Source organism: Bradyrhizobium sp. KB893862 SZCCT0404 (genome assembly GCF_018130885.1).
Taxonomy (GTDB): domain Bacteria; phylum Pseudomonadota; class Alphaproteobacteria; order Rhizobiales; family Xanthobacteraceae; genus Bradyrhizobium; species Bradyrhizobium stylosanthis.
Window position 1 is genome coordinate 520,723 of record NZ_JAFCLT010000006.1, and the last position, 12,986, is coordinate 533,708.

Sequence of the window (12,986 nt, forward strand, 5' to 3'; positions counted from 1 at the left end):
TGGGCACTTCGTGGTGTTGCCGCAAGGCGCAGGCGGGCGCCTATTTCGTCCCGCTCCTGGTTCCGGCAGTCGTTGCGCGGCCGCTTGCCGAAAGGCCGAGCACCATGTCCGAGAACCGCTCGCCTTGCACCAGAACGTGGTCGTGAAGCCGCGTCGCGGCGAGTTGCTCGTCACCGGCGCGGATCGCTTCGAGAACCCCGGCGTGCTCCTGGAGCGATTGCAGGAGACGATTGCGCGCCCGAAGCTGGATGCGGCGATATGCGCTCAGGCGCTTGTGCAGGGCGAAGGCCTGATCGGCGAGGAAGCTGTTGCGGCTGGCGCGATAGATCGCTTCGTGAAAATTGCGGTTGTCGGCGTAGTACTGCTCGCTGTCGCCTTCGCGCGCGGCGATCTCGCAGGCACGGTGCGCCGTCTCCATCGCCGCGTCATTGTCCGGCGTCAGCCGGCGCGCGGCCAGCCGTCCGCACGCGCTCTCGATCTCGGCCATGGTCTCGAACATCTCGAACAGCCGGGTCGGTGACGGGACGCTGACGATCGCGCCCCGGCGGGGGCGGACATCGATGAAGCCTTCGGCGCCGAGCTGAAGCAGCGCCTCCCGAATGGGGGTCCGCGACACCCCGAATCGCTCAGCGAGCGAGGCCTCGTCCAGGCGATCGCCCGGCAGGAATTCCCCTGCAATCACAGCGTCTTCGATCGACTGCTTCAGTCTGAAGGCCTGGCTCATCGTATACACCTGATCCCAAGATTCCATACCACATGCTTGACAAAACATACAGCATGCAGTTCATATATGAATTGTATGCAATATTAGAATTAAAAAATGCAATCAGGCAACGGGAGGTATGGAATGAGAATGTCACGACGCCAAGTCCTGGCCCTGGGAATCGCAGCCCCGGCGCTGCTCCGGTTCGGAGAGGCGCGCGCGGCCACGGCCCTGAAGATCTCGCACCAGTTTCCGGGAGGCACCGCGACCGAGGGCGATTTCCGCGACCGGCTTTGCCGGCGCTTCGCGGCGCTGATCCAGGAGCGCAGCAAAGGCGCGATGACCGCCGAGATCTATCCGGGCTCGTCGCTGATGAAGACGAACGCGCAGGTTTCGGCGATGCGCAAAGGCGCGCTCGACATGAGCCTCATTCCGATCTCCTACGCCGGCGGCGATCTTCCCGAACTCAACATCGGCCTGATGCCGGGTCTCGTCACCGGTTACGACGAAGGCCTCGGCTGGAAGAACAAGCCGATCGGCCAGGAGTTCAGCAAATTCCTCGCCGCCAAGGGCCTCGTCATCATCACCTGGATCTGGCAGGCCGGCGGCGTCGCCAGCCGCTCGCGTCCACTGGTCGAGGTCGGCGATGCCAAGGGCATGAAGATCCGCGGCGGCTCGCGCGAGATGGATCTCGTGCTGCAGGCGGCCGGCGCCTCGGTGCTGTCGCTGCCCTCCAACGAACTCTATGCGGCGATGCAGACCGGCGCGTGCGATGCCGCCCTCACCTCGTCCACCAGCCTGACCTCCTTCCGCCTGGAAGAGCTCGCCAAGCATCTGACGACCGGGCGAGCGAAGAGCTACTGGTTCATGCTCGATCCGCTCGTGATGTCGAAGGCGGTGTTCGAGCGGCTTTCGAGCGAGGAGCGCGACGTCATCGTCTCGGTCGGCGCCGAGCTCGAAGCGTTCGGCCGCGCAGCGGCGGTGGAGGACGACGTCCGCGTCGCCAAGGTCTACCAGGCCGCCGGCGCGACGGTGCACGATCTCGACGACAAGACGGTTCAGGCGTGGCGCGAGCTTGCGCGCGACACGGCCTGGAAGGACTACGCCAACAAGAACGAGAACTGCGCCCGCCTGATCAAGCTCGCCGTGGAGGCCGGCTCATGAGCGCGCACGGTGTCGACCTCGGCCACTCCCCCGTCATGACGGCGGCGCGGCCCGGCTCCCCGGTGGGACGGATCGCTCGCGCGATGACCCTGCTCAACAGGGCGATCGTCGTGCTCTGCTCGATCGCGCTCATCGTCGCGAGCTCGATCCTGAGCTACAGCGTGGCCGCGCGCTATTTCTTCAACGCGGCAACCTATTGGCAGGACGAGGCCGCGGTGTTCCTGCTGGTCGGCGCCACGTTCCTGTCGACCGCGTTCGTGCAGTCCGGACGCGGCCATATCGGCATCGAGGCCCTCACCGGCTATCTGTCAAAGCGCGGCAATGCGATCCGCATGCTCGTGGTCGACGCGGCGAGCCTGCTGTTCTGCTGCTTCTTCGCCTGGAAATCCTGGACGCTGTTCCACGAAGCATGGGTCGACGGACAGGTGTCCGGATCGACCTGGGCCCCGCCGCTGTGGATTCCCTACAGCATGATGTCGCTGGGCATGACGCTGATGACGCTGCAGATCGCGCTCCAGCTCGCCGCGAGCCTCGATGCATGGAGGAGCAAATGAGCACGCTTGCCGTCGGACTGATGTATGGTGGTGCGACCCTCGCCGTCATGGCTTCGGGCATGCCGATCGCGCTGGCGCTCGGCGCGGTCGCCGTCATCTTCATGTATTTCTTCATGCCCGCCGCATCGCTGGATACGGTGACGCAGAACGTCTACGAGGAGATGGCCTCGATCACGCTGCTGGCGATCCCGCTCTTCATCCTGAAGGGGGCCGCGATCGGCAAATCGAAGGCAGGACAGGATCTCTACAGCGCGCTGCATGTCTGGATGGGCCGCATCCCCGGCGGACTCGGCATCGCCAACGTGTTCGCCTGCGCGCTGTTCGCCGCGATGGCCGGATCGTCTCCGGCCACCTGCTCGGCGATCGGCTCGGCCGGCATTCCCGAGATGCGCAAGCGCGGTTATTCCGGCGGCTTCGCCGCCGGCGTGATCGCCGCCGGCGGCACGCTCGGCATCCTGCTGCCGCCCTCGATCACCATGATCCTGTACGCGGTCGCGGCGGAGCAATCGCTCGGACGCCTGTTCCTCGCCGGCATCGGGCCGGGCCTGCTCCTGGTGCTGCTGTTTGCGACCTACGCGGTGCTGAGGTTCAAGGCCGAATACGCCGCGGCGCAACGCGCCTATGCCGCTGATCCGGCGCAGCACCCGATCCTGTCGAACGAGCGCTTCACCATGGCGATGCGGTTCGGCGCGCTGCCGCGCGTCATGCCCTTCGTTGTGCTGCTCAGCGGCGTCATGATCGCGCTCTATGGCGGCTACGCGACGCCGTCGGAGACCGCCGGGCTCGGCGGCATCCTGGCGCTGGTCCTGATCGCCTCGATCTACGGCGTGTGGCGGCCGCGGGATCTCGGTCCGATCCTGGAATCGACGCTGAAGGAATCGACCATGCTGATGCTGATCATCGGCATGTCGCTGCTCTACTCCTACGTGATGAGCTATCTCCACATCAGCCAGGCGGCGGCGCAGGCGATCGTCGCGATGCAGCTGTCGCGATGGGTGCTGCTGGGGGCGATCCTGGTGCTGGTGGTCGTGCTCGGCTTCTTCCTGCCGCCGGTCTCGATCATCCTGATGACGGCACCGATCATCCTGCCGCCGCTCAAGGACGCCGGCTTCGACCTGATCTGGTTCGGCGTGGTGATGACGATCGTGATGGAGATGGGCCTCATCCATCCGCCGGTCGGCCTCAACATCTTCGTCATCAGGAACATCGCACCCGACATCCCGCTGCGGGACGTGATCTGGGGAACGCTGCCTTTCGTCGTGCTGATGGCATTCGCGGTCGTCCTGCTGTGCCTTGTCCCGTCGATCTCGACCTTCCTGCCCAACCTCGTGATGGGTCCGCCATCGCGATAATCGAGGAGCCACGCCCCATGCTGAACGACATCCGATCCGGACGCATTGCCGCACCGGAATTCCTGGCAGGGCTGATCGACACGCTGACGCAACGCGGCCGCGCGGTTCTCGGCATGAAGCCGGATCGCGAGGCGGGCGAGAATCGCGATCTCGCGCTTCTCGGCGAAGCGCTGCTGTCCCGGCGCGGCGAAGCCTCCGGCGTCGCGATCGCGCAATCGCTGCTGGCGGCCTTCGAGCAGGCGGCCGAGCCGGGGCGGCTGAAATTCCTCGCCTCGCTCGCCGACCGGTTCGGGCCCGACCGCCGCGCGATCGAGCTCGCGATCGCCGCCTACCAGCGCAAGGAGGGCGGCGACGGGTCCAAGCTCGAAGCACTCCATGCCGCCGCGGAGCCGCGCCGGCAGGAGTTGATCCGACGCCTCAACCTCGCGCCCGGCGGAACGGCCTCGCTGGTGCGGATGCGGGAGGTGCTGCTCTCGCTGCTGCGCGAGCATCCCGAGTTCCAGGCGGTCGACGACGATTTCGTCCATCTGTTCTCGTCCTGGTTCAACCGCGGCTTTCTGGTGCTGCGGCCGATCGACTGGACGACCTCGGCGAACATCCTGGAGAAGATCATCAGGTATGAAGCGGTCCACGCCATCCAGGACTGGGACGACTTACGCAACCGGCTCGAGCCGCCGGATCGCCGCTGTTACGCGTTCTTTCATCCGCAGCTGGTCGACGAGCCGCTGATCTTCGTCGAGGTCGCGCTCACCCGGGAGATTCCCGGCGCGATCGGCCCGCTGCTGGACAAATCGCGCCAGGCGATCGCGGCGCGCGAGGCGACGACGGCCGTGTTCTATTCGATCTCGAACACGCAAAAGGGACTTGCCGGCGTCTCCTTCGGCAATTTCCTGATCAAGCAGGTGGTGCAGGATCTCGCCCGCGAGCTGCCGAACCTGAAGACCTTCGTCACGCTGTCGCCCGTTCCCGGCTTTGCCGGCTGGGTCAGGCGCGAGCTCAAGACCGAGGCCTCCGCCGCGATCGACGAGGACACAAGCGGCGCGATCGCCGCGCTCGACAACGGCGGCGACATCGCGCAGGCGAAGGATGCCGTCACCGCGCTCGCCGCCTATTACTTCCTCAAGGCGAAGCTGCCGTCCGGCAAGCCGGTCGACCCGGTCGCCCGCTTCCATCTCGGCAACGGCGCGCGCCTCGAACGGCTGAACTTCCTCGGCGATGGCTCCGCCAAGGGCATGAAGCAATCCTACGGGCTCATGGTGAACTATCTCTACGCGCTCGAGCATATCGAGGCGAACCACGAAGCCTTTGCCGAACACGGCACCGTCGTAGCGTCCGACAAGGTCAAGAAGGCGCTCCGCGCGAAATTGTCATCGCGCGACCTCGTTCCCAGTCCTCCCACCAACTCGCAACGGAAGATCTTGTCATGACCTGGAATCTGTACGACCGCCTGCTTGCCGGTGCGGCTTCCGACCAGTCGATCTGCATCGAGAAGGACAACGGCGCGACACTGAGCTATGCCGACCTTGCCGCCCTCAGCGGAAGGTTTGCGAATTTACTTGCCGGCAGCGGCATCGGTCCGAACCACCGGGTTGCGGCCAAGGTCGAGAAGTCTGTCGAAGCCCTCGCCCTCTATCTTGCGACGCTTCGCTCCGGTGCAGCCTATCTGCCGCTGAATACCGCCTATACAGCGGCAGAAACCGAGTACTTCATCCGCGACGCGCAGCCGACATTGATCGTGTGCGATCCAAGGGACGAAGCCGACCTGCGCGCGATTGCCGCGAAGGCCGGCGGACGCGTCGAAACGCTCGATGAGCAGGGCCATGGCTCGCTCATCGACGCCGCAGCGGGTCTTGCAGCGGATTTCGATACCGTGCCGCGCGCGAAGGACGATCTCGCCGCCATCCTCTACACGTCAGGGACGACCGGCCGCTCGAAGGGGGCCATGCTGACGCACGGCAATCTCGTCTCGAACGCACTGACCCTGGTCGAGCAATGGCGCTACTCGCACCGCGACATCCTGATCCACGCCCTGCCGATCTATCACATCCACGGGCTGTTCGTGGCCGGCAACGTGACATTCGCGGCACGCGCACGCATGCTGTTCATGCAGAAGTTCGACGGCGAACGCATCCTGGCCGCCATGGACCGGGCGACGGTGCTGATGGGCGTCCCCACCTTCTATGTCAGGCTGCTGCAGAGCGCGAATTTGAGCAAGATCACGACCGCGAACATGAGACTGTTCGTTGCCGGTTCGGCACCCTTGCTCGCGGAAACCCATCGCGACTGGAAAGACAGGACGGGTCACGAGATCCTCGAGCGCTACGGCATGACCGAGACCGGCATGATCGCCTCAAATCCCTATGACGGTCCGCGCATTCCAGGCTCGGTGGGGCATCCCCTGCCCGCCGTCGAGATCCGCATCGCCGATCCCGAGAGCGGCGCCATCCTGTCCACCGACGAGGTCGGCATGATCGAGGTGAAGGGCCCGAACGTGTTCGCCGGCTACTGGAACATGCCCGACAAGACCGCGGCCGAATTCCGCCCCGACGGCTTCTTCATCACGGGCGACCTCGGCAAGCGCGATGCGCGTGGCTGCCTGTACATCGTCGGCCGCGGCAAGGACCTCATCATCACCGGAGGCTTCAACGTCTACCCGAAGGAGATCGAGACGGAGATCGACGCCATTCCCGGCGTCTCCGAGAGTGCCGTCGTCGGCGTGCCTCACGCCGACTTCGGTGAAGGCGTAACTGCCGCCGTCGTCCGCTCGAATGGCTCCGCCGTAGACGAACGCTCCATTCTGGAGGCGCTTTCGGGACGATTGGCCAAGTTCAAGCAGCCCAAGCGCGTCATCTTTGTCGATGAACTGCCGCGCAATACGATGGGCAAGGTGCAGAAGAATCTGCTGCGGGAGCGTTTTGCCGATGTCTACTCGGCGAAGGCCGGCTAGATCGGCGGCCATTCGCGCCCCGTGTCATTGACGCGGCGCGGCTGCAAAAAGGTCCGAGACGGCTGCATCGACAGCGATATCGACCAGTGACGGCCCGTTCGACGCCAGCGCTTCGCCGAGGATGCGGTCGAGATCTTCGACCTCCGTGACCCGCCTGCCCGGACAACCGAGACCGGTGGCGAGAGCGACGAAATCGAGGCCGGGCAGCTCGATGCCCGGCGGGCGGTGGGCCTGCATGATCCGGCTGAAGGCGCGCATCGCGCCATAGCCGGAATTGTTCATGACGACGAAGGTGATGGGGAGCTTGCGCTGCGCGGCGGTCCAGATCGCCTGGATGCAGTACATCGCCGATCCGTCGCCGATCAAACATACGATCCGGTGCCCCGGCCGCGCCAGCGCGACGCCGACCGAGGCCGGCAGGCTGTAGCCAAGCCCGCCGCTCGCCATGGTGTAGAAACTGTCCGCGCCGCGCATCGGCATGAACTGCTGGATTGCCGGGCGATGCGACGGCGCCTCCTCCACCACGATCGCATCCTGTGGCATCAGCTCCGATAACCGGCTGAGCGCATAGGCCGGAGGAATGGGGCTGCTCGCAGCGGGAACGGCGAGCCGTGGACGTGCCGCCGGTACGTCACGATGCGCGACGTCCGGCAACACCGACAGGAGCGCGCCGAGCGCCTTGGGAAGCGTGCTGATGATGGTGTCACCGACAGCCGCGGACGCCGCCTCGGTCGGATCATCCGTGATCTGCCAGACCGGGGTTCCGTCTTCCAGGAGGTCGCATTGACCTTCGACGTGAAAGGTGAACACCGGCGCTCCGACCACGACGACCAGGTCGGCGCCTCGCAAGGCGCGCGCGAACGCGGCCGGCGCAGCCGGCAGGAAACCGGCAAATTGCGGATGCCGTTCCGGGAAGCTCGACCGGCTCGACATCGGGCTTGCCCACACCGCGGCCTTCGCGCGCTCGGCAACAGCAACCATGTCATTCACGCTTCCGCTGCGATCAACCTGAGGGCCGACCACGAAGGCCGGCCTTTTCGCTGCGCCGATCGCTGCGGCGAGCTGATCGACCGCGGCCGGATCCGGCGCGAACTCCGTGGCGATACGGCGGAGCGGGACAGCCGATGCCGGCCGCGCCCAATCGTCCGACGGCACCGACACGAAGGTCGGGCCGCGCGGATGCTGCATGGCGGTGAGAAAGGCCTGCGCGATCGCCGCGGGCACGTCCTCAGGCCGCGCGGGCTCCGCGCTCCATTTCACGTAGGGCTTGGGAAACTGCTCGGCATCCTCGGCGAAGAGATAAGGCCGCATCCGCAGCAGGCTGCGCGCCTGCTGCCCCGCGGTGACAACCATCGGTGTCTTGTTGCGAAACGCCGTGAAGAGGTTGCCGAGGGCGTGGCCGAGCCCCGCAGCGGAGTGCAGATTGACGAAGGACGGACGCCCGGTCGCCTGCGCATAGCCATCCGCCATGCCGACGACGCAGCCTTCCTGCAAGCCGAGCACATAGTCGATGTCATTGGGCCAGTCGCCGAGAAAGGCAAGCTCAGTCGAGCCGGGGTTGCCGAAGACGCGATCGACGCCGAAGGAGCGAAGCACACCGAGGGTCGCTTCCCGAACCGTGAGGACTTCTGAGTTCATTGGTCGTTATTCCCAGGGTGCTTCGCCGTGAGCGCAATCAGAACGGATAGTGCTGTGGTTGCGTCTCGATGGTGATCCAGCGCAGATCGGTGAATTCCGCGATGCCGGCCTGACCGCCGAAGCGGCCATAGCCCGATCCCTTCATGCCGCCGAACGGCATCTGCGCTTCGTCGTGCACGGTCGGTCCGTTGACATGGCAGATACCGCTTTCGATCCGCTGGGCCACCGTCAGTGCACGGGCGACGTCGCGGCCGAACACGGCGGCCGAGAGGCCGTACTCGGTGTCGTTGGCGAGCCGCACGGCCTCGTCAACGCCGTTGGCGTGGATCACCGAGACGACGGGACCAAAGCTCTCCTCCGCGTAGATGCGCATGCCTGGCGCGACGCGGTCGAGCACAGTGGCCGGCACGACCGTGCCGGTTCGTGCGCCGCCCGCAAGCTTGACCGCTCCCTTGGCGATGGCGTCGTCGATCAGTGCAACGACGTGCATCGCGGGAGCTTCGTCGATCATCGAGCCGACCACGACCGGGCCAGAGCGCGGGTCGCCAGCCGGGAGCGCGCTTGCCTTCTTCGCAAGCTTCTCGACAAAGGACGCAGCCACCGCCTCGTCGACGATCACGCGCTCGGTCGACATGCAGACCTGGCCCTGATTGATGAAGGCGCCGAACGCCACGGCGGCGACGGCGGCATCCAGGTCGGCATCGTCCAGCACAACCAGCGGTGCCTTGCCGCCGAGCTCGAGCAGCACCGGCTTGAGGTGGCGTCCGGCGAGCTCGGCGATGACGCGGCCGACCCGCGTCGAACCGGTGAAGTTGATCCGCCGCACGGCGGGATTGGCGATGAGCCGCTCGACCAGTGCAGGCGCATCGGCGGGCGCATTGGTGACGACGTTGACGACGCCGGGCGGAAAGCCGGCATCCCTGAAGACCTCGCCGACCAGGCGGTGCGTCCCCGGGCAGATCTCGGAGGCCTTCAGCACGACCGTGTTGCCGCAGGCGAGCGGCGTCGCGACGGCGCGAATGCCTAGAATGATCGGCGCATTCCACGGCGCGATACCAAGGCACACGCCGGCCGGCTGTCGCACAGACATCGCGATGCAGCCCGGCTTGTCGGACGGGATCACCTCGCCCGCGATCTGCGTGGTCAGCGACGCTGCCTCGCGCAGCATGCCGGATGCAAGCTTGACGTTGAAGGCCGACCAGACCTCGGTCGTGCCGATCTCCGCCATCATGATCTTGATGAAAGCGTCGCGCTTGGCATCGAGCACATCGGCCGCCTTCAGCAGCAGCGCGCGCCTCGCGTTCGGGCCGAGCGCCGACCATGACGGCAACGCAGCGGAGGCCGCCGCCACAGCGGCATCGGCATCGGACACGGTCGCCGCGGCCGCGCGGCTTGCGACCTCCTGCGACAGCGGATTGCGCCGCTCGAACGCCTTGCCGCCGGAAGCGGCCTGATCCCGGCCGTTGATGAGAAGACTGACGTCCATTAGAACCTCCCTGATATTGGTGATGGCGCCGGGCCTAGCCGAGCAGCCGCGATTTTCCGGTTTCGTGCGCAAAGCCAAGCGCGATCATCGCCGCGAATGCGAGCGCGACGTAGTATCCCGTGATCGCGTAGGTGGAGCCCGTCTGCGCAAACAGGCTGGTGGCGACGAGCGGCGCGATGCCGCCGCCGAGCACCGTCCCAAGCTGCTTGCCGATCGACACCCCGGTAAAGCGGATGCGGGTCGGAAACAGCTCCGGGAAATAGCTCCCTTCGGTGCCGAACATCAGCGGATGGATGACGCCCGCAGCGAGGATCACTGCACCCATGATCAGCAGCGTGTCGCGGCTCGCCACCACGCCGTAGAACGCGAACATCGAGGCGGCCGCGAGCACGACGCCCGCCAGGAACAGGCGCTTGCGTCCGATCCGGTCGGACCAGGCGCCGATCAGCGGCATGGCCACGAGCCCGACGAGATTGGCGAACAGCACGGCCTGCGTGATCACGTCCTTCTGGACACCGAGCTGGCGCGTCGCGAAGGAGATGGTGAAGATGGCGGTCAGGTAGAAATAGGAGGTCTGCGCCATCTCGGCGAAGAACACGATGAGGATCGGCCGCCAGTGTCCCCTCACCGCCTCGACGGCCGGCACCGCATCGGACTCGCCGGCCTCACGGAACGTCGCGGTCTCCTCGATGCGCCAGCGCATGTAGACGCCAAGTGCGACGAGCACCGCGCTGATCAGGAACGGAACGCGCCAGCCCCAGGAGAGCAGATCCGCCTCCGGCAGGCGCGAGATCGCGAGCGCCGCGAACGAGGCGAGCACGACGCCGACGGGCCCTGCCGCCTGGATCACCGCCGCCGAGAAGCCGCGCCGGTGGCCGGGGGCGCTCTCGATCGCCATGAGGATCGCCGCGGTGGATTCGCCGCCGAGCGCGAAGCCCTGGAGGAAACGGAGCACAACCAGCGCGATGGTCGCGAACACGCCCGCACTGGCGTAGGTCGGCAACAGGCCGATCGACATGGTCGCAAGTCCCATCAGCAGCAATGTGCACAGCAGGACCGATTTGCGCCCCAAGCGATCGCCGAAATGGCCGAACACCAGTCCGCCGAGTGGACGCGCAAGGAAGCCGACGGCGAACGTCGCGAACACCGCAATGCTCGCCGTGAGCTGGTCGAACTTCGGAAAGAACAGCTGGTCGAACACCAGCGGCGCGATCAGGCCGTAGATGAAGAAGTCGTACCATTCGATCGCGGTGCCGATGGTGCCCGCGATCAGGATGCGCCGGCGGCTGCTCGCCGTCTGCCCGGCGCTGAGGGCGGCGGCATGATCGTCGTAGTCCTCGAATGCTCCAGTCGTCACGTTGTCCTCCTCCGGTGTCATTGTCGTCTTGTTATTGGCGTATGGCCGCGGGCCGCATGCGGCGGAGCTCGATCAGCTCGCCAGTCGCGCCGCATCGCTCGCATCACGGCCGAGCGCGCAGGCAAGGACGCGCCCGATCGTTCCGGCCTGCGAGGCGGCACCGCGCCAGGCCACGATCTGATCGGGACGTATCAGCGCGAGGTCCGCCTCGTAGAGATCGCGCAAGGATTGCGGCAGCGTCACGAGCTTCAAATCGATCCCGAGCGTGCGGATGGCGTCAGCGACCGCAGCTTGCGTCGGGGCGATCTCGCCGAACCGGAGCAGCGTCCATTCGAACCCGAACAAATCGTACAAGGACACGCCGTCATCCAGCCACGCATGCGGCGCGCGGCCGCCGGGACAGGCGCTCGGGACATAGACGTTCGCGGCATCGGGCGGAGGCTGGCTGCCATCGGAGACGATGATCGGCGAGCCGTCGTAACGTCCGCCGAAGGTGACGCCCGGGATGTTGAACTCGGCGCGGGCATGCTGTTCGAGATAGACGCCCGCGATCCGCCGCGCCTCACCGCCCTCGTCCGAGGCGTCCTCGAGGTCAGGCGCCGGCGCGAAGAGTCCGAGCGAGTCCGCAAAGCGGCGCGCATAGTCGGTGTTGCGGAGCGCCACCGGACGACGCTCGATCTCGTAGCTGTCGAGCAGCGTCGCCGGGCTCGTGCCCTTGACGACGCTGGCGAGCTTCCAGCCGAGATTGACCGCGTCCTCGATCGCGGTGTTGTAGCCGAGCCCGCCGGTCGGCGTGAACAGATGCGCGGCGTCGCCGCCGAGGAACACCCTGCCCCGCTGCATCCCGTTCGCGACCAGCGCGTGACCTGCGGTCCAGGTCAGGAACGACAGCACCTCGCATTCGATGGCTGCGCCGCAAGCACGCTGGAATGCGGCCCTGGCCTCGTTGGTCGTGATCGCGCTCTCGTCCTCGCCCGGCCGAAGCTGCGTGTGAAACGCGAATTCATCGCGGCCGTTCACCGAGGCCATGAAAGCGCGGCGGTCACCGTTGAAGCAATTGTACATCCACGCCCTGGCGTGCGGGATGCTCGCGTAAAACTCCGGGGCGCGGAGATAGACGGCCAGCATGCGGCCGCCCATGAAATCACGCTGCGTCCCGGTCTCGCCGCCATAGGCGATGCCGAGCGATTGCCGGACCATGGAGCGCGGCCCGTCGGCGCCGACCAGAAAGTCGGCCCTCACCTGGAAGCGGCTGCCGTCATCGAGACATTCGATCTCGCCAACGATGCCGTCGTCCTTCTCGACGTAACCGATCAGCCTGTGGCCATAGTTCAGCTTGATGCCGGGAAGCCGTTCGGCGTGGCGGCGCAGCACCGCCTCGACATATTTCTGCGAGACGCGATGCGGCAGCTCCGCCGCACTCCAGGAGCCCGACATGCCCTTGATCAGTTCGCCCGCGCGTGAGGACGACGGCAAGGCAAAGCGCGCCAGCTCGTAACCGGAATAGCGGGTGAAGTAGGCAACGTCGGTCGGATAGTCCGCGGGCAGGCCTTCGCGCCTGATCTCGTCGGCAAAACCCAGCCGCCGATAATGCTCCATCGAACGCGCCTGCGTCGCGTTGGCCTGCGGATTGAATGCGGTGCCGGGCTTCTCGTCGACCAGGATCGCGGACACGCCGCGCCGGCCGAGTTCGTTGGCCAGCATCAGCCCGCAGGGCCCCCCGCCCACGATGAGCACCGAGGCCGTCAGACGTGTTTCCAAGACGCTTCTCCCTACCAGCATTAT

The 12,986-nt window shown here is 66.2% G+C and carries 10 protein-coding genes; 5 read left to right on the top strand and 5 right to left on the bottom strand.

What is annotated here, in order from left to right; translation table 11 throughout:
- Positions 1 to 40 precede the first annotated feature (40 nt).
- The gene (locus tag JQ617_RS25430; protein ID WP_212028669.1) at positions 41 to 724 is read right to left on the bottom strand and encodes a GntR family transcriptional regulator; all 684 of its coding nucleotides are present in this window, start codon (positions 722 to 724) and stop codon (positions 41 to 43) included.
- Positions 725 to 847: 123 nt separating this feature from the next.
- Between JQ617_RS25430 and dctP the strand changes: the two genes are divergently transcribed.
- Genes dctP through JQ617_RS25455 form a run of 5 tightly spaced genes read left to right on the top strand, consistent with a single transcriptional unit; the run spans position 848 to position 6,720 of the window.
- On the top strand, positions 848 to 1,867 hold the full coding sequence (gene dctP, locus JQ617_RS25435; protein ID WP_212028670.1) for a TRAP transporter substrate-binding protein DctP: 1,020 nt from the start codon (positions 848 to 850) through the stop codon (positions 1,865 to 1,867).
- Positions 1,864 to 2,421 carry a TRAP transporter small permease gene (locus JQ617_RS25440; protein ID WP_502754893.1) on the top strand — a complete coding sequence of 186 codons (558 nt, stop codon included), beginning with the start codon at positions 1,864 to 1,866 and terminating at the stop codon, positions 2,419 to 2,421. Before dctP ends, JQ617_RS25440 begins: the two co-directional genes overlap by 4 nt.
- A complete protein-coding gene (locus JQ617_RS25445; RefSeq protein ID WP_212028671.1) occupies positions 2,418 to 3,773 on the top strand; it encodes a TRAP transporter large permease in 1,356 nt (451 codons plus the stop codon). Before JQ617_RS25440 ends, JQ617_RS25445 begins: the two co-directional genes overlap by 4 nt.
- A gap of 17 nt (positions 3,774 to 3,790) precedes the next feature.
- Entirely contained in the window at positions 3,791 to 5,200 is a 1,410-nt protein-coding gene (locus JQ617_RS25450) for a malonyl-CoA decarboxylase (protein WP_212028672.1), read from the top strand.
- Positions 5,197 to 6,720, top strand: coding sequence for a malonate--CoA ligase (locus JQ617_RS25455; protein ID WP_212028673.1), 1,524 nt, complete (start codon positions 5,197 to 5,199; stop codon positions 6,718 to 6,720). The genes JQ617_RS25450 and JQ617_RS25455 overlap by 4 nt, the downstream gene beginning before the upstream one ends.
- A 24-nt stretch (positions 6,721 to 6,744) precedes the next feature.
- On the opposite strand, the gene mdlC is transcribed toward JQ617_RS25455, so the two are convergent.
- The 4 genes from mdlC to JQ617_RS25475 form a co-directional block, all read right to left on the bottom strand.
- A complete protein-coding gene (gene mdlC / locus JQ617_RS25460; RefSeq protein WP_212028674.1) occupies positions 6,745 to 8,358 on the bottom strand; it encodes a benzoylformate decarboxylase in 1,614 nt (537 codons plus the stop codon).
- 37 nt (positions 8,359 to 8,395) lie between these two features.
- The gene (locus tag JQ617_RS25465; RefSeq protein WP_212028675.1) at positions 8,396 to 9,844 is read right to left on the bottom strand and encodes an aldehyde dehydrogenase; all 1,449 of its coding nucleotides are present in this window, start codon (positions 9,842 to 9,844) and stop codon (positions 8,396 to 8,398) included.
- Positions 9,845 to 9,878: 34 nt separating this feature from the next.
- The gene (locus tag JQ617_RS25470; RefSeq protein WP_212028676.1) at positions 9,879 to 11,201 is read right to left on the bottom strand and encodes an MFS transporter; all 1,323 of its coding nucleotides are present in this window, start codon (positions 11,199 to 11,201) and stop codon (positions 9,879 to 9,881) included.
- Between the two features lie 72 nt (positions 11,202 to 11,273).
- Positions 11,274 to 12,983, bottom strand: coding sequence for an FAD-dependent oxidoreductase (locus tag JQ617_RS25475; RefSeq protein WP_212028677.1), 1,710 nt, complete (start codon positions 12,981 to 12,983; stop codon positions 11,274 to 11,276).
- Between the last annotated feature and the right edge of the window lie 3 nt (positions 12,984 to 12,986).

Bases quoted from the DNA above. Each gene is read 5' to 3' on its own strand.
- mdlC (WP_212028674.1), bottom strand. From the start codon at position 8,358: ATGAACTCAGAAGTCCTCACGGTTCGGGAAGCGACCCTCGGTGTGCTT.
- JQ617_RS25475 (WP_212028677.1), bottom strand. From the start codon at position 12,983: ATGCTGGTAGGGAGAAGCGTCTTGGAAACACGTCTGACGGCCTCGGTG.
- JQ617_RS25440 (WP_502754893.1), top strand. From the start codon at position 1,864: ATGAGCGCGCACGGTGTCGACCTCGGCCACTCCCCCGTCATGACGGCG.
- JQ617_RS25450 (WP_212028672.1), top strand. From the start codon at position 3,791: ATGCTGAACGACATCCGATCCGGACGCATTGCCGCACCGGAATTCCTG.
- JQ617_RS25430 (WP_212028669.1), bottom strand. From the start codon at position 724: ATGAGCCAGGCCTTCAGACTGAAGCAGTCGATCGAAGACGCTGTGATT.
- dctP (WP_212028670.1), top strand. From the start codon at position 848: ATGAGAATGTCACGACGCCAAGTCCTGGCCCTGGGAATCGCAGCCCCG.
- JQ617_RS25455 (WP_212028673.1), top strand. From the start codon at position 5,197: ATGACCTGGAATCTGTACGACCGCCTGCTTGCCGGTGCGGCTTCCGAC.
- JQ617_RS25445 (WP_212028671.1), top strand. From the start codon at position 2,418: ATGAGCACGCTTGCCGTCGGACTGATGTATGGTGGTGCGACCCTCGCC.
- JQ617_RS25465 (WP_212028675.1), bottom strand. From the start codon at position 9,844: ATGGACGTCAGTCTTCTCATCAACGGCCGGGATCAGGCCGCTTCCGGC.